At 38.6% G+C, this 20,406-nt stretch carries 21 protein-coding genes; 3 read left to right on the top strand and 18 right to left on the bottom strand.

Features of this window, described 5'->3' with window-relative positions:
• Positions 1-115: 115 nt before the first annotated feature.
• Positions 116-769 (top strand): PAQR family membrane homeostasis protein TrhA, encoded by a 654-nt coding sequence (trhA, locus tag IGJ45_RS06375; protein WP_113849906.1) that lies wholly within the window; start codon positions 116-118, stop codon positions 767-769.
• Between the two features lie 63 nt (positions 770-832).
• Here trhA and IGJ45_RS06370 read toward each other — a convergent pair whose 3' ends face one another.
• The 14 genes from IGJ45_RS06370 to IGJ45_RS06305 form a co-directional block, all read right to left on the bottom strand.
• Entirely contained in the window at positions 833-1,327 is a 495-nt protein-coding gene (locus IGJ45_RS06370) for a dihydrofolate reductase (protein WP_003126959.1), read from the bottom strand.
• A gap of 3 nt (positions 1,328-1,330) precedes the next feature.
• Positions 1,331-2,083: a hypothetical protein gene (locus tag IGJ45_RS06365; protein ID WP_029486969.1), complete on the bottom strand. Its 753-nt coding sequence runs from the start codon at positions 2,081-2,083 to the stop codon at positions 1,331-1,333.
• A 28-nt stretch (positions 2,084-2,111) separates the two neighbouring features.
• On the bottom strand, positions 2,112-3,059 hold the full coding sequence (locus tag IGJ45_RS06360) for a thymidylate synthase (protein ID WP_086269260.1): 948 nt from the start codon (positions 3,057-3,059) through the stop codon (positions 2,112-2,114).
• Between the two features lie 14 nt (positions 3,060-3,073).
• A complete protein-coding gene (locus IGJ45_RS06355; RefSeq protein ID WP_409531828.1) occupies positions 3,074-4,978 on the bottom strand; it encodes an ABC-F family ATP-binding cassette domain-containing protein in 1,905 nt (634 codons plus the stop codon).
• A 121-nt stretch (positions 4,979-5,099) separates the two neighbouring features.
• Entirely contained in the window at positions 5,100-7,136 is a 2,037-nt protein-coding gene (locus IGJ45_RS06350; RefSeq protein ID WP_409531827.1) for a cation:proton antiporter, read from the bottom strand.
• 3 nt (positions 7,137-7,139) lie between these two features.
• Positions 7,140-7,421 carry a hypothetical protein gene (locus tag IGJ45_RS06345; protein ID WP_003126954.1) on the bottom strand — a complete coding sequence of 94 codons (282 nt, stop codon included), beginning with the start codon at positions 7,419-7,421 and terminating at the stop codon, positions 7,140-7,142.
• Between the two features lie 305 nt (positions 7,422-7,726).
• Positions 7,727-9,847, bottom strand: coding sequence for a peptidoglycan D,D-transpeptidase FtsI family protein (locus IGJ45_RS06340; protein ID WP_081131318.1), 2,121 nt, complete (start codon positions 9,845-9,847; stop codon positions 7,727-7,729).
• 298 nt (positions 9,848-10,145) lie between these two features.
• Positions 10,146-11,243 carry an LCP family glycopolymer transferase gene (locus IGJ45_RS06335; RefSeq protein WP_003126952.1) on the bottom strand — a complete coding sequence of 366 codons (1,098 nt, stop codon included), beginning with the start codon at positions 11,241-11,243 and terminating at the stop codon, positions 10,146-10,148.
• Positions 11,244-11,522: 279 nt separating this feature from the next.
• Positions 11,523-12,332 carry an ABC transporter permease gene (locus tag IGJ45_RS06330; RefSeq protein WP_003126950.1) on the bottom strand — a complete coding sequence of 270 codons (810 nt, stop codon included), beginning with the start codon at positions 12,330-12,332 and terminating at the stop codon, positions 11,523-11,525.
• A 46-nt stretch (positions 12,333-12,378) separates the two neighbouring features.
• On the bottom strand, positions 12,379-13,434 hold the full coding sequence (locus tag IGJ45_RS06325) for an ABC transporter ATP-binding protein (protein ID WP_003126949.1): 1,056 nt from the start codon (positions 13,432-13,434) through the stop codon (positions 12,379-12,381).
• Between the two features lie 168 nt (positions 13,435-13,602).
• The gene (gene tagD / locus IGJ45_RS06320) at positions 13,603-14,004 is read right to left on the bottom strand and encodes a glycerol-3-phosphate cytidylyltransferase (protein ID WP_409531826.1); all 402 of its coding nucleotides are present in this window, start codon (positions 14,002-14,004) and stop codon (positions 13,603-13,605) included.
• Between the two features lie 105 nt (positions 14,005-14,109).
• Positions 14,110-14,310 (bottom strand): cold-shock protein, encoded by a 201-nt coding sequence (locus IGJ45_RS06315; RefSeq protein WP_003126947.1) that lies wholly within the window; start codon positions 14,308-14,310, stop codon positions 14,110-14,112.
• A 226-nt stretch (positions 14,311-14,536) separates the two neighbouring features.
• Entirely contained in the window at positions 14,537-15,145 is a 609-nt protein-coding gene (locus tag IGJ45_RS06310; RefSeq protein ID WP_003126946.1) for a superoxide dismutase, read from the bottom strand.
• A 75-nt stretch (positions 15,146-15,220) separates the two neighbouring features.
• Complete coding sequence (locus tag IGJ45_RS06305) at positions 15,221-15,664, bottom strand: GtrA family protein (protein WP_081131315.1); 444 nt, start codon at positions 15,662-15,664, stop codon at positions 15,221-15,223.
• A 134-nt stretch (positions 15,665-15,798) separates the two neighbouring features.
• Here IGJ45_RS06305 and IGJ45_RS06300 point away from each other — a divergent pair, with 134 nt between their 5' ends.
• The gene (locus IGJ45_RS06300; protein WP_409531825.1) at positions 15,799-16,608 is read left to right on the top strand and encodes a DUF1189 domain-containing protein; all 810 of its coding nucleotides are present in this window, start codon (positions 15,799-15,801) and stop codon (positions 16,606-16,608) included.
• A gap of 80 nt (positions 16,609-16,688) precedes the next feature.
• On the top strand, positions 16,689-17,639 hold the full coding sequence (locus tag IGJ45_RS06295) for a phosphoglycerate dehydrogenase (protein WP_409531824.1): 951 nt from the start codon (positions 16,689-16,691) through the stop codon (positions 17,637-17,639).
• A 34-nt stretch (positions 17,640-17,673) separates the two neighbouring features.
• On the opposite strand, the gene IGJ45_RS06290 is transcribed toward IGJ45_RS06295, so the two are convergent.
• The 4 genes from IGJ45_RS06290 to IGJ45_RS06275 all read right to left on the bottom strand — a co-directional run bounded on the left by IGJ45_RS06290 (position 17,674) and on the right by IGJ45_RS06275 (position 20,404).
• Positions 17,674-18,606: a glycosyltransferase family 2 protein gene (locus tag IGJ45_RS06290; RefSeq protein ID WP_003126941.1), complete on the bottom strand. Its 933-nt coding sequence runs from the start codon at positions 18,604-18,606 to the stop codon at positions 17,674-17,676.
• 103 nt (positions 18,607-18,709) lie between these two features.
• Positions 18,710-19,006, bottom strand: coding sequence for a HesB/YadR/YfhF family protein (locus IGJ45_RS06285; RefSeq protein ID WP_029486982.1), 297 nt, complete (start codon positions 19,004-19,006; stop codon positions 18,710-18,712).
• Positions 19,007-19,018: 12 nt separating this feature from the next.
• Positions 19,019-19,684 carry a potassium channel family protein gene (locus IGJ45_RS06280; RefSeq protein ID WP_003126939.1) on the bottom strand — a complete coding sequence of 222 codons (666 nt, stop codon included), beginning with the start codon at positions 19,682-19,684 and terminating at the stop codon, positions 19,019-19,021.
• Between the two features lie 90 nt (positions 19,685-19,774).
• Positions 19,775-20,404 (bottom strand): response regulator, encoded by a 630-nt coding sequence (locus IGJ45_RS06275; RefSeq protein ID WP_409531823.1) that lies wholly within the window; start codon positions 20,402-20,404, stop codon positions 19,775-19,777.
• Between the last annotated feature and the right edge of the window lie 2 nt (positions 20,405-20,406).

Here is a 20,406-nt window from a genome sequence, read left to right as displayed (position 1 = left end):
TCTCTCTTTAAATCAAGTCTCTTTTCGTGGTAAAATAACCATAGACCATTTATAATCAGTATAACAGAGAGAAAAAATTTTTTCATCTTATTTAAATTCGAAGGGAAGGTGCTTGATGGATCATATGAAATTTACACGACGCTACTTGATTCTGAATGAGGTACTCAATGCGGTGACCCATGGTATCGGATTTGGATTAAGTATAGCTGGACTCGTTATTCTTTTGATTAAAGGGGCTCGATTAGATTCCCCTATTCACATCATTTCCTATGCGATTTATGGCTCTATGATGATTTTGTTATTCTTATTCTCTACGCTCTTCCATAGTTTGATGTTCACACGAGCAAAAAAAGTTTTCCAAGTCTTTGATCACGCCTCGATTTTTTTATTGATCGCAGGCAGTTATACGCCGTTTTGCTTGCTGAGTATTCAAGGTTGGTTGGGTTGGACACTTTTCATTTTGATTTGGTTGTTAGCCATCAGCGGGATCGTTTATAAGTCACTCACACTGCATAAAAAAGAGACGGTTTCAAAAATATCCACACTAATTTATATTATTATGGGCTGGCTCTGCGTGATTGCATTTAAACCATTGATTGCTTCGCTGGGTTTTTGGGGTACCTTTCTGTTAGCAAGCGGTGGTGTCTCTTATACCGTCGGCGCATTATTCTACAGTATCAAATCCGTACGCTTCATGCATGTGGTTTGGCATTTGTTTGTTATGCTCGGAGCTGGACTTATGTATTTTTCCGTTCTTTGGTTTACATGATCTAACCCACTTTTACTTAAATAAGGCAGCTGCTACAACCATATGTTGTAACAGCTGCCTTATTTATTTTTTCTGCTTACTATAAAACTCAAACCGGTGCGGATAGATGTTCTTTTCATCCACTACGCCTTCTATGACTTTATCCAAATGCCAGTTTGACCAATCGATCTCAGGAAAGTAGACATCTCCGGTAAATGTCTCGTCGATCACTGTTCGATACAACTGATCGCAATCTTCGATCATCGATTCGAAAACTCCAGAACCCCCAGTTAGAAACACAGGATGATCTTGCTGTGCAGTATAATCCAAGACTTCTTGTCGATCATGCATAACTAATACGCCTTCTGCTTCATATGCTGTGTCACTGGTCAAAACGATTGTTGTTCGATTTGGCAATGCTTTTTTCTTCATGCCCTCAAACGTTTTTCGCCCCATAATGAGCGAATTTCCAGTAGTTTGTTCTTTGAAGAATTTCAGATCGTTTGGCAAATGCCATGGCAATGTGCCGTTTTCTCCAATCAAACCATTTTTGTCTTGTGCCCAAAGTGCAATCAACATGTTTCAAAACTCCCTTTCTAGATAAAGTGAATCTGCAATAGCCGCTGCAATCTGCAGCCTTCTCATTAATTGATAAGCAGGCTGTGCTTGCAGATGATCGGTATTTCTTTCTTTATAACACAAGCCTTCGCACGCTTGATAAAAAATATGCCCTCCATGATGCTTCACTTTGGTTGGCCATTCGCCATCCGTCCATCTTGAAGAATCTGCGGATACTAGTAAAGGAATCAATTCCGCAGAAAACAAGACACTGCCGGCGGTAATATCAAGACCCTTGATATGAAAAACTTCCGCTGCAATTTCATTGACCAGCTTTTCTGTCCGCTGCCAAGCAGTTGGATGGCTTAGGAAGGCTTTCTTTGTACGTCCTAATATACAGAAAGTGTTCGTAGGAAATGGCTGACAGCTCAAAGCTGACAGTTCATCTGGGTATTCCTCACACCAAGTGATCAAACGATCAAAATCACATAATTGAAAGGAAGCGAGTTGCGGAAATGCCTTTCCAGCGCGTGCCACAGCTTGTCGACGTGCTGGACCAGCACCGACTGCTGGCAATTCAAAGAGATAGATCTGGGGCGGCAGCTGCCATAAATACCGCTTGATTTCAGGTTTCGTTACTTCAGAAACTGCTAAAATGACTTGCGAAAAATAAGAACGAAGGATCGTAATTGTTTTTTCTACATCTGATAATGAAATGGTATCTTTTGACGTAATATGCAGCGTTGCGACGATTCCCCGCTGTAAATCGTTTGTCATCTATCTTCTCACTCCCAACTGTAATAAGTTAGACAGCGATCGGTGCCTTGATCGTGGGATGCGGATCGTAGCCTTCAATCGTGATATCTCCCATCTCAAAGTCAAAAATCGATTGTTTCTCAGGATTTAAGTGCAACGTAGGTGCAGAACGAATTGTTCGGGAAAGCTGCTCTTTCATTTGTTCCATATGATTGCTATACAGATGGGCATCCCCTAAAGTATGGATAAATTCGCCGACTTGGAGTCCTGTCTCGTGAGCGATCAAGTGAGTCAATAACGCATAGCTAGCAATGTTGAAAGGCACCCCCAAAAAAACATCGGCACTTCGTTGATAAAGCTGACAACTTAGTCGACCTTCATGAACATAAAACTGAAACATGGTATGGCAAGGAGGCAGCGCCATCGACGGCACGTCTTCTGGATTCCATGCGGAAACAATCAAGCGCCGAGAATCTGGCGTTGTTTTGATCATTTCAATCACTTCTTTGATCTGATCAATAAATTCCCCTTTAGTAGTTTCCCAATGACGCCATTGATACCCGTAAACATGACCTAGATCACCAAATTTTTCTGCAAATGCTTCGTCATTTAAAATACGTTCGCAAAATTTTTGCAATTCCTCTTGATAGCTGGCATTGAATTCTTCATCAATTAATGAGCGACGGCCAAAATCAGTCATATCAGGACCTGTATAGTCCTCACTTTTAATATACCGCTCAAAAGCCCATTCATCCCAAATGTGATTCTTGTGTTGCAGTAAGAATCGAATATTGGTATCTCCTTTAAGAAACCAGAGTAACTCGCTTTTGATCAGACCAAAAGGTACGCGCTTGGTTGTCAATAATGGAAATCCTTGAGAGAGGTCAAATCGCATTTGATGACCAAAAATACTTTTGGTTCCAGTCCCTGTGCGATCCCCTTTGACATTTCCCGTTTCTAAAATTTTTTTCCCTAAATCAAGATATGCTTGTTCCATAATGGGCCTCCTTATTAGTCGTCTGAAAACTCGCTTAAATATTCCCAGCGTGTCATTTTTTCTTCTAACAATTGTTCTGTTTCTGTAACTTCTGCTTGGAGCTGCTGTAATTTCGTAAAGTCATCCCCCTGCTGATTCATCGCTTCAGTTAGTGCGTCGACTCGTTCTTCTAACAGAGCAATCTCATCTTCGATCGTTGCCCATTCTTTTTGTTCCATGTAGCTTAGTTTCTTTTTGACTGGCTTTTCGGAAACAAATTTGCTGTGTAGCCCTTTGTCAGGTTGTGAGGCTGCAGTTTTCTTTGTGCCCTGTTTCGTTGCTGTCTTTTGTAAATATTCGTTTATCGAACCATAAAAGCGAAGAATTTGCGCATTGCCTTCAAAAATAAGTAATTTTTCAGCAACTTTATCTAAAAAGTAACGGTCATGAGAAACTGTAATTACGGCACCAGGAAATGATTCAAGATAGTTCTCCAAAACAGTTAATGTATCAATATCCAAATCATTCGTTGGCTCATCCAACAATAGAACATTTGGTTGACCAATCAATAATTTCAATAAGAATAGGCGGCGTTTTTCACCACCAGATAATTTACCGATCTTTGTTCCGTGCATGAAACGGGGGAACAAAAATTGTTCCAGCATTTCCGCTACACTGACATGGGCACCATCTGTTTTTTCTACTTCTTCTGCTGCCTCTTGTAAATAAGCAATCATCCGCTGTTCCGGATCCATCGTCTCATTGGTTTGCGTATAATAAGCTAATTTGACGGTTGAGCCAATAATCCGTCTTCCTGAATCTAATGAGAGACGTCCCGCCAACACATTCAGCAAGGTTGATTTACCTGCACCATTCTCACCAGTAATGCCTAAACGTTCTCGCGACTGAATCAATAAATCAAATTGAGATAGAATTGGTTTGCCTTCAATTGCATAACTACCTTCTTTGATTTCCAACACTTGCTTACCTAAACGTGAGGTCGCAACATCAATCTGCACTTCTCCATTCCGTTTGACTTGGTTCATATTCTCTTTCAAATCGTCGAAACGATCGATTCGCGCTTGTTGCTTAGTCGTTCTCGCTTTGGCGCCTGTCCGAATCCATGCCAGCTCGTGCTTATATAACTGTTGCCGTTTTTCTTCTTGGGTTTCTTCAATACGTTCTCTTTCCGCTCTGGCTAATAAATAGTCCTCATAATTTCCTTGATATTCATAAAGTTTACCAAAAGAGAGTTCAAACACGCGATTGGCTACCCGGTCAAGAAAATAGCGATCATGAGTGACCATCATCAGTGCGCCGCGATAGTTTTTCAAATAGCCTTCTAGCCATTGGATAGCTTCATAGTCAAGATGGTTCGTCGGCTCATCCAACAATAGTAAATCCGGTTCATCGATCAACACTTGCGCTAACCCCACTCGTTTTTTTTGCCCACCTGAAAGTTCATTGACTGGTTGTTTTAAATCTGAAATCCCTAATTTCTGCAAAATGATTTTTGCCGTTGTATCCGTATTCCAAGCATCTGTTTTATTCATAGCTTCTTCTGCTCTGCTGTAGGCAGCTTGCACTGTAGGATCTGAGCCATTTTGTTCCAGCTGAATCAAAGCTTTCTCATAGTCACGAACGGTTTTGATTAATGGACTTGTTCCTTGGAAGACCGCATCAACAACCGATAATTCTTCTTTTAATTGACTTTCTTGCGCCAAAAAGCCGATTCGATAATCTTGTGGTTTAAAAACAGAGGGACGGTCGCCATCTCCGGCTTCAATTCCAGCCAAGATCGTCAGTAAACTTGATTTGCCTGTCCCATTGACACCAATCAAGCCAATCCGGTCTTTCTCATGTATCAGAAAAGAAAGCTGATCAAATAATGTTTTATCGCCGTAAGTTTTTGTAAGCTCACTTACTTTTAATTCTTTCACAGAATCCCTCCTGAGATCTATTTTTCTTCGCCCATTGTACCACATAAGCATGACAGGGTCTTTAAGAAAAAAGAAAAAAACAACCGCTCCATCTCAACCCTGAGACGAAGAAGTTGTTGTTTTATCTACGAAACATTCGCTGTTTCGGCTGTTCATCTGAGCGAGCCATCGCATAAGATTCCAAGAGATTTACGTTGCGTCGATATTCGTTTGCAGAGATCGTTGGAATTTTTTCGGCTACCTCATATTCATCGATCGTTTTTCGTTCTAAATAATAGCCTCGTAAAACTTTTTTGACAAAAATCGGTTCTTGTTCAATCATGATAGTCTCAATGAAGTTATTATGCTCAAAACGCTTTAAGCTCATTTCCCTTTGACGTATAAAGAAGTTGATCAAAGATGAATCGTAGACATCTTCTAAGTTGCTTAAACTATGAAAAATATAATCACTGTTTTTGATATAGATTTTTTGTACTTCTGATATATCTCTTTGTTTCAATGCATCCTTCAGCTGCTGCTGGCGCTGCCAAAACAGCTTGGGATGAAAAATGATCCGTACAAAACGTTGAATGATCAAAAGCCAAAAACTGAAAAAAGACAAGAACTGTTTTGCTAACGAATGCTGCTGCTGCGAAATGAACCGGGAATAAAAGCGATACCCATTGGAGCTAACCTCACCTTTTCGGTAGGCTTCATCCAAACCATCCTGTTCAATGGATAGAATCAATCCTTGAATTTCCTGTATCTCTTGCTTTTCAGAATCAGTTAAACTATTGCGATACAATTCCCAGCGTCGATTTTCATAAGTATTGATTACTGCATCTGTCGCTAAGCGCTCTTTGGCATCCGTAGTTTCTTTCTCTTCTTCTTCCAAGATCTGGATGACTTCTTCTAAAATCAGCAACTGATTGAAATCAACAGATTCGGCAGCTTCACCATCTGCCAAATAAGGCAAGACAAGTACACTGATCACTAAAGTCGCTAAGATGACACAAGCCGTCAAAAATAAGAGCAAACTGCGGGCTTCAAATTGGTCACCGTTGATCGTTACAGGCAAGATAAAAATTGCCGCTAAGCTGACCGTTCCTTTGACCCCTCCAAAGGTCAACAAAGCTACTTGCTTCAAGTCCACGATTTTTTTTGATTGTAAAAACTGATAATAAAAAAGAAGGAATAAGAAACGAATGAAGAAGATAACGAGTGTTACTACTACGATGGTCAAGACTAAATGACCATTTGCATAAGAATTGCTTTCCCAAATGGGTGAAAATACTTGCGAAAGTTCAATCCCTAAAAATAAAAAAACAAGGGCGTTCAACGTAAATACAATTGTTGACCACGTACTTTCAGAGATATTGGCTAGTTCCGCATCGAACAAAGAGACTCGTCGTCTTCTTTGTGCTTGCGCTACACCGGCAACAACTGCCGCAATGATACCAGATACTCCAACCATTTCTGCAATCAAGTAGGCTGCAAAAGGCAATAGTAGTTCGATCAACAGATAAACAGTGACATCTTGGGCAGATATTTTTTCAATAAAGCGAATGATCCGCCGTTTTAACCAAACGATCAAGTAACCAATCAAGCCGCCGCCAATACTCGAAAAAAGCAATTGAAAGCCAGCCCCCATAACAGAAAAGCTACCAGTGACTAAAGCAACGATAGCAAATTGGAGCGCTGTTACCCCGGAAGCATCATTCAAAAGACCTTCGCCTTCTAAAATATGCATGATGTTCTTGGAAATTTTTAAGCGTTTCGCTAAAGATGAGACGGCTACCGCATCTGTTGGTCCTAAGGCAGCGCCAAAAGCATAACAAGCAGCCAAAGGAATCGATGGCATCAGCCAATGCAGTGTCGTTCCCACTGCAAATAAGGTCAGCAAAACACCGCCAAAGGCCAGAAACAAAACGATCTTACTGTTCTTCAAGATTTCCGGAACATCGGCTCGTTCTCCTTCTCGAAACAATAGCGGTCCAATGATCATCACTAGAAACATCTCTGGTTCAAATGCGATTTCTTGTCCCATTTCAGTCAATCCTAGCAGAATGCCTAAGATAATCTGAATGAAGAAAATCGGTACTGATGGCAGTATTTTGCTGACAATATTTGAAAAGGTCACGAGGATCGCGATGATGATGATAAGTTCAATAAATTCCATCCATTATCCTCTTTTCTTTCGAATTGCGATTAATAACTCAAGAAAATGTTCTTTTTTCATGAGAATCTTATGATCGAGCTGATTCAACTCCTTTTCATTTTTTTCGATTTCACATTGAATCCGTCTTGATTCTAGACGAAATAATTCATGTTTCATGCGTTCAAATTTGCGAAACAGCAATGGATTCTTCCGTTGCAAATATTCGCGGATTTCTTTTTTTTCTGCTGGTGAGAACTCCCCTAGGCGTTCCATCAATTCTTGTTTCGTTAAACATTGCTTCGTCATGATAGCCCCCTGCAATTCTAGTCAATTATAATAGAAGTCAGTTAAAATGAAAAATGATTGAAACCAATCCTGCTTTTTCATTTCTTGTTGACCGAGAGTATTCTATGCCATTCAACCAAAAATAGCAAGACCCTCTTACTAAAAAAGAGGTTTCTCTCCGAATTATTGATAATCTCTTAATAATTCCGATAGAAAGTATTTTGCTATAAAAAAAGTTGATGAACCGTCCTTCACTGATTTGGAAAATCATCAGCGAACGAACCGTTCATCAACTCCCTCTTACTCATTCAACGATTATGCCTTGCTTATTTCATATATAAATCATAGTAAGCATCCATGATTTCTTTCACGATTTTTACGTTTGGATGCGAAGTAGTTGAAGATTTAACCTGTGGTAAAACCACTGCAACTGCTATATCTGCATCATCACTTGGTCCATAAGCAACAATATTTAGGTTGACCAGATTGATGGTTTTGCCATTTTCATCGACAATCGGTGTCTCCGCAGTACCCGTTTTCGCAGAAAGTTCCATTTTAGCAGAAGCTAGTCCTGTTGCTGTAGCCCAAGCATCTGTTCCATGAACGGCATCATAAAATCCATTTTGAATGATTTTCATCTGATCAGTAGTTAAACCAACTTCGTTCAAAACGGTAGGTTCTACCGCTGATTTCAAGCTTCCTAAACCACCGGTTTCATCATTCCCATAGATACCCGAAACGATATGTGGCTGCAATCGTTGGCCGCCATTGGCCACAGTTGCTGCATATTGAGCCAATTGTAATGTCGTATAGGTATCAAACTGTCCGAAGGCTAAGTCCAGGATCTTACCGCCATCACTGACCGTATCTAATTTGTCGACAGGTGTGCTGATCCCTGTTGCTTCGCCAGGAAGATCGATCCCTGTTTTCGTCCCCATCCCAAAAGAGGCAAAGGCTGTACGCAGCTTACTGTAGGCTTCTGTTTGACGATCAACTGTTGGAATTGAAATTCCAGGCTGATACTCAATGCCCATCAAGCGTAAAGCAACCTGCATCATGTAGGAGTTGGAAGAAACTTCTAAGGCTTGTTCAGCTGACAAATTGCGATTGTTTGCTCCTGTCGGGTTAAAGATCGAAGCTTTGACATCAGAGCCGATGCGGATTGGTTGGTCATATAAGACTTCATTCCCATTCAAGACACCATTTTCCCAACCAGCTGCTAACGTACCACCTTTGACTACAGACCCTGGAACAAAAGCATTGATGAAGGTTCCGATTGCATTCTCTTGCAATTTGCTTGATTCTGCCTCATGTTGATAACCTGACATTGCCAAAATCCCGCCAGTTTTAGGATTGATCGCAACAGCATAGACTCCAGGCGAGTATTCTGCAGCTCCTGAATCCATCAAAGACTTAAAGTTATCTTGTAAGATTTCATCAACTTCTTTTTGGAACTTGGCATCTAGCGTCAGTACAAGATTATCTCCCTTAGAGCCCGCATAGATTTCTTTTTGGCTTTCAATATTATTGCTATTGTCTAATGTGATTTGAGACTTTGATTTTGATCCTTGAAGGACTTCTTCATATTGCTTCTCTAAATAGCTTCGTCCTACACGATCATTACGAGCATACCCTTTCGCTAGATATTCATCCAAGTTTTCTTCAGGGATCCCTTGTTCTTCTGTTGTCACAGTTCCGATCAAACTTGCCAATGAACTGCCTTCAACAATTTTTCTAGTCCAGTCTGTGCCGGTCGAAACTCCGGGAAGTTCGGTCATATTCTCAGCCACAATTGCTAGTTCTTCATCAGATACATCAGAATTTTTTAAATAAACAGTGCTTAAAGATTGTGCACTATTCATTCGTTTAAAAATGGAAGCTACTTTTAACTGATCATCATTAAAGGCAATATCCTCATCCGTTACTTTATCGACAGTTGCCGCATACTGTTCAGAAGCCCCGAGCGCTTTTTGCTTGGAACTTAATTGATCTTGCGCTTTCTTCAAATTTTCAGGATCTGCTAACCAAAAATCTTTCAGGTCCCGCTCTGTCAGATTCTTATCGATTGGAATATCGATCAATGTAGCTAGTTTTTGTGCAGTCTTCAATAAATCTTCAGCTGTCATCTTATTTCCTCTTGTAAAGGTAATGGCTGCATTGGCTTGATTTTTGACAAGCGGTTTGCCAGATGCATCATAAATCATTCCTCGTGGAGAGCTGCCATTGACTTCTACCACGGATGAAGCTTTCAATTGCTTCTCAATATTATCACCATTCACGATTTGTAAATAACCTAATTGCACGATCAACGCAACAAAAAGACCAAAAATCACAAAAAAGAGAAAATTCAATCGAAAGGGAACATGGGATTTGCGATAAGATTTTGTCTTAGGCTCCTCAGGCCCTTTTCGTATATTCTTAATGACTTTATCTTTTAGATTCTTCATCTCTTCTATCCTCTCATTACAAACTGCTTACCATCTTATTTTACCAAAAATTTTCAATATAAACAGAAGAAATCAAAATTATCCAAGTATCCTTAGAGAAAATTATAAGAATTCGTTCTCATCCACTGTAATGTTTCACAGTTACGCAAAAAGATTTTTTTGTTGAGAAAAAATCTGCTACACTTTAAGCTTTCTTAATCTTTTCCAATTTTAATCCCGTGAAACACATTTTTCTAACTTCCATCTGTGGAAAAGTAAAAAGCAAACGATCAATGACCGTTTGCTTGGGTTTTCATTATTAATATCCAGAGTAATCGCCAGTATCTTCCTGATACCCGGCTCCATCATCATAAATGTCTGACGGTTCACCTGGATTCTCATTTGAGTTTTCTTCACTATTGTAATTCGTATCGTCGTACAATTGATAGTTTGTATAACCATCAGTATGTTCATCTCCTTGAGACAAAGTCTCGCTGGTAGGAAGATTCAGTTGTTCTTTCAATTTATTTTGCATTTCCAGCAATTGATTGATACCTAATAATTGGTAATAGACCCCATTCATCATTTGGCCTTCACCTTGCAATTGTTCTTGATCGATTGTCGTGAACGCAGGCAAATAATTGGTAGCGATATCCATCATGTCATCCCAAGTCAAATCTGTTTTTGAATTCTTTTCAACAGCTTTTAATATTTTTTGATAATTGCTGACGCCATCCAAGCTCATTACTTTTTTAACGATCTTAGTGACAACTTCTCTTTGCCGTTTTTGACGTCCAATGTCTCCTTCCGGATCTTGTTTTCGCATGCGTGCATAGGCAAGACCGGTTTTCCCATCTAAAGTAATGGTTCCTTTAGGCACATGCACCCCTTCCAGAGTAAAATCGATTTTATTAGTGACTTCGATACCTCCAACTGCATCGATCAAATCTCGCATACCTTGCATGTTAATCGTAACATAATGGTCAATAGGAATGTCTAACAGATTTTCAACGGAATCCATCGACATTGCTTCGCCACCAAAGGCATATGCATGGTTCAGCTTATCCAACGTGCCATACCCAACAATTTGAGTGTAGATATCACGGTCAAGACTAACGATCGTTGATTGTTTCTTGGCAGGATTAACCGTAACGACCATCATACTATCTGAACGCCCTTGTTCGGTTCTCCCCAACGCTCCAGTATCAATCCCAAGCAAAAGAATCGAAAAGGGTTCTCTATCTTCAATACTTACTGCCGTTTCACGTTTTTTCGTCTTACGATCCGCACTTTGCGTAATATTATTGAACGTTTTATTCGTATCATCGTATACTTTCATTCCATAGACAGTGACACCGACAATACTTACTGCCACCAAGCCCAACAATCCTAAAATTACTTTTTGATATAAACGCATCCTACACCTCTATCACAACATTATTAGGTAATCGTTTAAATTTTGCCACAATTTTACAAATTCAGCAATCTTGCTTCTGTTTTATTACAGAATCTTAACACGATTGCAACAAAAATGAAACGATAAAGAATTTGTTATTTTAACTTTTAACGGCGTACATCCCTATTCATTAACACATCTAAAAAAACTATCCTAAGGAAAGTAAGAGACTCGCTTTAACAGACCCCTTCATTCCTTCGGATAGTTTTTTGTATTAATTGAAAAATAGTTTTTTTATACTTAAATATAATCCACAAATCGCGCTCTAAACTTCATGTGTAGATGACTACCTATTATCAATAGTGTTAAAGTCATTCCCCAAAAAATTAAGGTGTAGGTCGTTTTTTCCCAAACCCAACCACGTGATAAAAAGGCATCTCTAAAGCCTTCAATCAAATAATAAAAGGGATTTAAACGTAATAGCTTAATTAACCATTCCGGCATATTTCGATTATTGATATCCCAAATTGGTCCTGAAACATAAAACAACAAACGTAATACTGATTGTAAGAAAATATGATAGTCACGTATCAATACTGTAATGGTCGCATTTAATAATCCGAAAGCAAATAAGAAAATAACCATCGCAATAAAGTAATAAATAAATTGCAACCAATAAACGGACGGTGTTACTCCCGCCCATAAGAGCGAGCCAATCACAATAGCTACCATAGGGATATAAGATGACAAGTTACTGATAATATTGATTGACGGCAAGATACTTACTGGAAATTTCATTTTGGCTACCATACCAACTTGTCGGTGAATACTATTGGACGCTCCAAGTACCGAAGAATTGATATAAAACCAAGCTGTGATCCCAATCAACATCCAAATAATAAATGGTACGCCATCTACTTTCCGATTACCATTGACTCCTAGCCCAAAGACTAAATAATAGATACCAATTTGAATCGCAGGGTTCAAGATTTGCCATGCAAGACCAAGATAGTGGCTTTGATAGGTTGCTTTGTCCTCGTATCGAGACATACGGAAAATAATTCCCGCATGATTAAATTGTTCTTTTATTACTGCAGCAATTTCTTTCACTAAACTCTTCCTTTTCTATCTAAACTAAATAAAGAAATAGTTATCTTTACTTGAAAACTTGTACAATTGCATCAACTGGATGCTTTAGCGCATAGCTAATGGATCTGCCACTGAAAGAAACAAGAGAGCAAAACAGTGTTCCTACTATCGCAAGAGTCAAAAGTCCTTTAGTTGGAATCGTCATCTTCTCACCTAAAGGAGTTCGTTTAAGGTTCTTCTGAATCATTTGTTCAGATAGATGCTGCTCTTTCAGCAAGCTATCATCTTGGCTTTTTTCAGCTAATTTTTCTAGATTAAATGCCTTTTGATTTTCTTTGTATTTATCTTGGTAAGCTTTTTGTTCTTTTTTCGGTTGCTTCTTGAACCAGTCGATAAACTTGCGATATTCCGCCATTACTTCCTCAGTCGGACCAAACATGCGCAAATCGCCGTAATGCATCCAGATTGTACGGTCACATAATTTTTCAACTTGTCCTAAAGCATGGCTGACAAAGAAAATAGTCTTGCCGGACTCTTTGAATTCCATGATTTTATCCACACATTTTTGATAAAAAGTTTCGTCTCCAACAGATAAAGCTTCATCAATGATCAAAATATCTGGATCATTATGAACAGCAATGGCAAACCCTAAACGTGACTTCATCCCACTGGAATAGCTTTTTACAGGTTGATTAATAAAATCACCTAAATCGGCAAATGCTACGATTTCATCCATTTTTTTATCGATTTCTTTATTGGTCATTCCAGACATCAATGCTTTTAGACGAATATTTTCTAAACCTGTCAATTGATATTTTAATCCGGCTCCAATTGCGATAATCGACGTATCGCCATTGACTTCCATTGTGCCTGATGTTGGAGGAATAATGCCACTGATCACATTTGAAAGCGTTGATTTTCCAGAACCATTTATCCCAATGATCCCTACAGACTCTCCTGCACGCACTTCAAAACTAACGCCTTTTAATGCCCAAAAACGCGGAACATTTCGATGATAAAATTTGAATAATGCTTTCACTTTGTCTGATTTCTTTTTGTATAGGTCATATTCCTTTGTAACCAAAGTACTACGAACTTTTATTTCTTTTTCCACTTTCTTCATCCATTCTCAAAGAAATTCTATTCATTTGCTACAACTCAAGCTACATCATATCATATTTTCCTCTAAGACAAAATAAACAACGAAAAACATCTAATAAATTTTAAGAAAAAAACGGAAATAGTGTACAAAAAAAGGCACCATTTAAAGATACCTTTTATGCTTTAAGTATTAATTATTTAATTTTAAGTCTTTTTTGATCTGTGTCGTTGATATTTCAGGCGTTCTAGCTAAATAAACAACTTCGGCATCTGTTTCTTCTTGAATGAAATCAAATTTACCAGCCCAATCATCACCCATGACAAAAGTATCCACGTGGTACTCTTTGACGTCAGAAACTTTTTGTTCCCAGTTTTTTTCAGGAATAACTAAATCAACATAGCGAATAGCCTCTAATAACTGTTTACGTTTTTCATAAGAAAAGTAGCATTTCTTCTGTTTTTCATCCCAATTGAACTTGTCCGTAGACAATGCCACGATCAAATAGTCTCCTTGTTCTTTTGCTCGGCGCAATAAATTGATATGACCATAATGGAGCAAATCAAATGTCCCATACGTAATTACTCGTTTCATCAAATATCCCTCATTTTTAATCTATTTATAATACACTGAAGATAACAAATTTGGCCGAAAATAGCAAATTAAAAAAAGCTGAGGTCCCCCTCAGCTTGTTCTAGTTTAGATTTTCGTGACTTCTGCCGCTTGCGGTCCTCGGGCGCCTTCGACAATCGAAAACTCGACTTCTTGACCTTCTTCTAAAGACTTAAAGCCATCTCCTTGGATCGCAGAAAAATGAACAAAGACATCATCTCCGCCATCAACTGTAATAAACCCAAAACCTTTTTCATTATTGAACCATTTTACTTTTCCATGTTCCATGCGTGTAAATCCTCCAGTAATTAAAATAAGACGCTTCCGTCTTCAATATTATAGCTGAAAATGAAAGCGTTAGCAATATGTTTCAAAAAATAAAACTACCCCCAACGAATCAAAGGTAGCAGTGAGAACTTATGGTTAACACGAAGCTGATGCTAAGATGCAACGTGCTTTCTTTTATCGTTGGGATAGTTTTATTCTGATTAAAAATAATTCCCTTACTTAATGATTATTTTGCTTTCGCATAAAAATCATTTACTTTATCCCAATTAACAACACTCCAGAAAGCATTGATATAATCAGGGCGTACATTTTTGTATTTCAAGTAGTAGGCATGTTCCCAAACATCTAAGCCTAAAACTGGCGTTTGACCGTCCATTAATGGTGAATCTTGGTTCGCAGTTGAAGTGATCGCTAATTTACCATCTTTGATGACTAACCAAGCCCAGCCAGAACCAAAGCGGCCAGTTGCTGCTGTTTTGAATTCTTCTTTGAAATCAGCAAAGCTGCCAAATGTTTCTTCGATGGCTTCTTTGATGGCTCCTGTTGGTTCACCACCAGCATTTGGTGCCAAGATTTCCCAGAAAAAGCTGTGATTTGCATGACCACCACCGTTATTACGGACAGCTGTTTTGATGTCTTCAGGCACCGAATCAAAATCAGCAAGTAATTCTTCAACTGATTTTTCACCTAATTCAGGATGTTTTTCAATTGCTGCATTCAAATTTGTGACGTAAGTATTGTGATGCTTGTCATGATGCAAATGCATCGTTTCTTCATCAATGTAAGGTTCTAATGCATCATAAGCATAAGGTAAATCTGGTAATGTGTAAGACATAAAAAATTCCTCCTCAGTGATAGTGATTACATAAGTAACATTATCAGATAAAAAGTGGTTCATCAAAACATATGCTTACTTTTTATCAACTTTTTTTGGTGCAAAAATCAGAAACTTGCTGAAAACATAGTTTGCTAGGACGACAACGATTTGTGTAACAAGCTTAGCGATAAAATCGCCGGTTCCTAGTACGCTGATCAATAGATACATACAAGCCATATCCAATCCCAGCGAAAGGACCCTAAAGAAAAGAAACTTCCAAAAGGCAAGCCATGATTCTTTTTTTGTTTCACTTTTTGCTTCAAAGACCCAAATCTTATTCGTGAAGAATGCGAACAACACAGAAGCTGCCCAAGAAATCACATTGGCAATCATATAATGAAAATCAAAGATTTCTCTAAAGAGAAAATAAACAACTAAATTGACCAAAGTAGTTAATCCACCAAAAATTAAATACGTTAACGGCTCCCATAATTTTTTTTCTTGTAGTTTATTTTTCACATTTTTTAAACTTTCCATACTCGATCTCCAATTCTACTCATTAATCAGCAAAGAACACTTTAGAGATAATCGGACTTTTCTGTCATAAGTCCTTGTGTTCTGTTGCTGCCTTCGTTACAATTATTTTTAGTTACATAAAAGGAGTTAAACAAATGACAATCATACAAATGCTAAAAAGTGCATTTATTCGAATCCCAAATCTCAAATATGTAAAAGACGCTGCTTTTTCAAAAGTGATTCTTTTTCTACTTGGAGCTACCGTTATTTTAGCCGTACCAATCACTTTGCAAGTCAATGATATCTTTCAGGATTTCCAGCGAGATAGTCAAAAAATTGCGCAAAAAATCCCCAATTTTTCGATTGAAAATGGGCAATTAACAACGAAAGGACAAGGAGAAGGGTTTATCTATCAAACCGACTCTATCATTTTTACTTTCGACCCTGAAGGAAAGCGCAACGCTACCGATATTGCTTCAGATGCCACTGCAAATGTGTTGAGTGTGGGACTATTAAAAAAAGAAATTGTTGTCAGTTTCCCTGGAACAGGACTTTCCACATCATTCTTAGATACAAATCAATTAAAATTTTCTTATAATGAACCAGCATTTAAAAATTTAGATGGCAAAAAGATTCGGGAAACTCTGAGCAGCAATCAAATTCCTTGGTGGCTACAACTTATTGTTTTCTTAGTAGCGCTCTACCCTACATTTTTAAATTTATTAATCACATTGATCGTGGGTACATTTATTGCAACTATCTATACAAAACTAAAACTTTTTTCTTACAGCTTTTTTGAAAACCTTAAGATACTAATCGTTAGTGCTGCTTTACCAACAATTTTGAGTGTGCTGATCCAACTATTCGTACCAAATTTTGATGGGACAACATTTATCTTATTCGCAGCACTGTTTCTATTCACTCAAGGCGTCAAAGGTTCGCCTAAAATCCAATTAAAAAGCTAGTAACTATCCAACCATGCATAGATCTTTGCGCATGGTTTTTTCTTCGTTCTTTGATACACTAAAATAAAGGAGGAACAAATATGACTAAATATATTTTATCTAGCAGAGAATTTCGTGATGAATTTATCACACAAATTCATGAAATCAGTGATGAATATCAGTTTATCCACTATGATGAAGCAACTTCCATCGACTGGTCAAATGTTGCAATCACGATTGGTTGGAAAGAAGAATGGGCCGGAAAGTTACTGGCTAATGCTTCTCTTGAATGGGTCCAAGCCATTTCAGCCGGTGTGGATACGCTACCTCTAGCACAGTTTGCCCAAAAGAACATCTTACTTTCTAATGGTAGCGGCATTCATGCACAATCGATCACTGATCATTTAATTGCTTTATTATTCATGGAATCCAGAGGAATTTTTACCGCCATCAAAAAACAGGCTGAAAGACAATGGCAGCCCAATGGTATTCCTTATTCATTATTATCTGATAAAGAAATACTGATCGCAGGTACAGGTAAAATTGGGCAGGCTTTAGCAAAGGCCTTAAATTTTTTTGGCACCCAACCTGTCGGCATAAATACAACGGGGCATGCCGTTGATGGTTTCAAGGAAACTTATCCACTTGAAGAGTTGATTGAACAAAGTCAGAAAGCTGATTGTGTGATTAATATCTTACCATTGACACCTGAAACTACAAGAATCTATAATAGCCATTTTTTTAATAGTATGAAATCATCCGCTTCTTTTTATAATGTTGGGCGTGGACCTAGTGTAGATACTGTAGCGTTGACAGAAGCCCTCCGCCAAAAAGAAATCGCATTTGCGGCTCTTGATGTTTTTGAAGAAGAACCTTTACCCGCAAATGATCCGCTATGGACACTGGAAAATGTGTTGATCACCCCGCATATTTCCGGGTTGACCCCACATTTTCAAAAAGCATTCATGGCCATCTTTATGGATAACTTCCGCAATTTTATCCACGAGAAAAAATTGGTTCGAAATCAAGTCAATGTAACAAAAGGGTATTGATCATCAACCAGCGCTGCTTTTTTATTCCCAAAAATTATTTTTGATCTTTTTCTGTCTCCTTTAAAATGTAAAGGGGACGTTTTTTTGTTTCCAGAAAAATTTTTCCAATATATTTTCCAATAATACCTAGACAAAGCAATTGCAAACCACCAACAAACAATACGATACAAACTAAAGAAGGCCAGCCTGAGGTAGGATCACCAAAAATAAAAGTACGAATAATTATGAATAGCAGTGCAATTCCAGAAGCTAGACAAGACAACGCGCCAACAAAAGAAGCAATATTTAATGGCGTATCAGAAAAATTGACGATGCCATCAATCGAGTACTTGAATAAGCTCCAGAATGACCAAGAAGTTTCTCCAGCTACTCTTTCACGATTTTCGTAGGCAATGTATTCTGTATCAAAACCTACCCAACTAAAGATTCCTTTGGAGAACCGATTGTATTCAGAAAGTTCTAAAACTGCATCCACCATATTCCGACGCATTAAACGGAAATCTCGTGCGCCATTGACCATATGTGCCTCACCAATTTTGTTGATCAATGCATAAAAGGCTTCTGAAAAGAAACTACGAACTTTAGGCTCTCCTTTGCGATCGGCTCTGCGCGTTCCAACACAGTCTAATTGTTTTGTGTTGAGCAAGTCAAACATCTGAGGCAAAAGGCTTGGAGGATCTTGTAAATCTGCATCCATTACGGTAACAAAATCCCCTTTTGCTGCTTTTAAGCCAGCATACAAGGCTGCTTCTTTTCCAAAATTACGTGAAAACGAAAGGTACCGCACACTTTCTGGATGCTCTTGATGCAGCTTGCGCATCACTGCGAGTGTTTGATCGGATGACCCATCATTGATAAACAAATATTCAAAAGGCATGCCTACCTGATCTTTTACTTTTTCAGTCTCTTCAAAAAAAAGTGGTAAGCTACTCTCTTCATTAAAGCAAGGTACGATAATTGATAACATGGTTTCATCTCCTAACGAACAGGTCTATGATCAAAGCTAGCGATATGGAATCCACTAAACTTCAGTCATAGACTCATACTGTTGCATTGTATCTTTATTTTAGTTAATTGTTTTCAGTAAAACTATATTTAGGTTCATCTAGCTTTTCATCGTAGTCGACTTGCAGATCATACCCTTTGAAGAACCACTCGTCGGCCTCCTCAATAAAAAAAAGCATGTCTGAAACTGTCTTTTGAACGATAGGATTTTCAGGTTTATCTACTGACATTCCTACTGAAAAACCATCATGGATCTGAGTTTTCCCATAGATTTTACCAAAAAAGCGAACGCCGCTTCCTTGGTCGACTGTCAGTTCTTTTTTGAACCAATCAATTGCGGCTTCTGTAATAGTTATATTCATCATTTTTCACTCCTAATCATTCATATGTTCATCAAGAATATCCACATCATCCGTGTTCCCAATCACGAGTAGATTATCATTCTCACGCACAATCGAATCAGCTGCGGGAGACACGATCACTTGTCCAGGTCCTCGACGAATAGCAACAACGGTCAATCCATATTTTTGACGAAAATTCAAATCAAGTAAGGACCTATTAAAGAAACGCGGATTTGAGACACGAATCTCCGCCAGAGAAAATTCATCTGAAAGCTCAATATAATCCAAGATATTTTTTGATACTAGATTGTGAGCGATACGAATCCCCATATCCCGTTCTGGGTGGACAACTCGATCAGCACCAAGCTTCTCAAGAACCCGAGCATGATATTCATTTTGCGCCTTTGCTAAAACGTTCGGTACCCCCATCTCTTTGACCATCAAAGTCACAAGAATACTTGCTTGGATATCTTCACCGATTGCTACGATCACATGGTCGAAATTACGAATTCCTAATGAGCGCAACGTCATTTCATCCTGTGCATTGCCCACCACCGCATGGGTAGCAATATTCATATACTCATTGACCCGATCCTCATTGCTATCAATGGCTAATACTTCTTGTCCGGATTCTATCAATGTTCGACAAATACTGCCGCCGAACCTTCCAAGACCAATAATCGCGTAATTCTGCTTCACATTAAACGCTCCTTTACCTTACAAATCCTACTCTAGTATATCAAAAACCTCCTCAACTGACTATGAGGAGGTACCCTTATGATGAGATTCTTATTTTGTCAAGCCATGCTTAAAGGCATAAATGGTTGCTTGTGTTCGATCTTCCACTTCTAGTTTCGACAATATATTTGATACATGAGTTTTAACTGTTTTGAGTGTAATAAACAACTCATCCGCAATCTCCTGATTACTTTTCCCTTCAGCAATCAAAAGCAGCACTTCTTTTTCTCGATTTGTCAGATCATCATGTAAAATCGGCGTGCGATTTGTTAAACGATCCATCATTTTCGTTGTTACTTCCGGTTCCAACACCCGCTCGCCTCTTTGAGTCGCACGAATGGCATCCGCAATTTCATGTGCAGTGGATGTTTTTAACAAATAACCGGCAGCACCAGCTTCAATTGCAGGATATACTTTCTCGTCATCAATAAAACTAGTAACTATGATGATTTTTGCTTCCGGCCAATCTGCTAGAATGGCTTTGGTTGCCTCAATGCCATCCATTTCATCCATCACTAAATCCATCAAGATGACATCGGGACATAAAGACAATGCCTTTTCGTAGCCGATTTTGCCGTTTTCAGCTTCTCCAATCACCTCTATATCTTCTTGAATGGATAAGTAGGAAGAAACCCCCAAACGTACCATTTCGTGGTCATCTACTAACAAAACGTTGATCATTT

Source organism: Enterococcus sp. DIV0574 (assembly GCF_051711125.1).
GTDB classification, from domain to species: Bacteria; Bacillota; Bacilli; order Lactobacillales; family Enterococcaceae; genus Enterococcus_D; species Enterococcus_D gallinarum.
Note: the sequence above shows the minus strand (reverse complement) of the source record. Positions and strands in the feature narration are given on the sequence as shown.

Bases quoted from the DNA above. Each gene is read 5' to 3' on its own strand.
- trhA (WP_113849906.1), top strand. From the start codon at position 116: ATGGATCATATGAAATTTACACGACGCTACTTGATTCTGAATGAGGTA.
- IGJ45_RS06370 (WP_003126959.1), bottom strand. From the start codon at position 1,327: ATGTTGATTGCACTTTGGGCACAAGACAAAAATGGTTTGATTGGAGAA.
- IGJ45_RS06340 (WP_081131318.1), bottom strand. From the start codon at position 9,847: ATGAAGAATCTAAAAGATAAAGTCATTAAGAATATACGAAAAGGGCCT.
- IGJ45_RS06305 (WP_081131315.1), bottom strand. From the start codon at position 15,664: ATGGAAAGTTTAAAAAATGTGAAAAATAAACTACAAGAAAAAAAATTA.
- IGJ45_RS06285 (WP_029486982.1), bottom strand. From the start codon at position 19,006: ATGAATATAACTATTACAGAAGCCGCAATTGATTGGTTCAAAAAAGAA.
- IGJ45_RS06350 (WP_409531827.1), bottom strand. From the start codon at position 7,136: ATGGAATTTATTGAACTTATCATCATCATCGCGATCCTCGTGACCTTT.
- IGJ45_RS06275 (WP_409531823.1), bottom strand. From the start codon at position 20,404: ATGATCAACGTTTTGTTAGTAGATGACCACGAAATGGTACGTTTGGGG.
- IGJ45_RS06300 (WP_409531825.1), top strand. From the start codon at position 15,799: ATGACAATCATACAAATGCTAAAAAGTGCATTTATTCGAATCCCAAAT.
- IGJ45_RS06295 (WP_409531824.1), top strand. From the start codon at position 16,689: ATGACTAAATATATTTTATCTAGCAGAGAATTTCGTGATGAATTTATC.
- tagD (WP_409531826.1), bottom strand. From the start codon at position 14,004: ATGAAACGAGTAATTACGTATGGGACATTTGATTTGCTCCATTATGGT.
- IGJ45_RS06310 (WP_003126946.1), bottom strand. From the start codon at position 15,145: ATGTCTTACACATTACCAGATTTACCTTATGCTTATGATGCATTAGAA.
- IGJ45_RS06335 (WP_003126952.1), bottom strand. From the start codon at position 11,243: ATGCGTTTATATCAAAAAGTAATTTTAGGATTGTTGGGCTTGGTGGCA.
- IGJ45_RS06365 (WP_029486969.1), bottom strand. From the start codon at position 2,083: ATGACAAACGATTTACAGCGGGGAATCGTCGCAACGCTGCATATTACG.
- IGJ45_RS06345 (WP_003126954.1), bottom strand. From the start codon at position 7,421: ATGACGAAGCAATGTTTAACGAAACAAGAATTGATGGAACGCCTAGGG.
- IGJ45_RS06315 (WP_003126947.1), bottom strand. From the start codon at position 14,310: ATGGAACATGGAAAAGTAAAATGGTTCAATAATGAAAAAGGTTTTGGG.
- IGJ45_RS06290 (WP_003126941.1), bottom strand. From the start codon at position 18,606: ATGTTATCAATTATCGTACCTTGCTTTAATGAAGAGAGTAGCTTACCA.
- IGJ45_RS06360 (WP_086269260.1), bottom strand. From the start codon at position 3,059: ATGGAACAAGCATATCTTGATTTAGGGAAAAAAATTTTAGAAACGGGA.
- IGJ45_RS06325 (WP_003126949.1), bottom strand. From the start codon at position 13,434: ATGAAGAAAGTGGAAAAAGAAATAAAAGTTCGTAGTACTTTGGTTACA.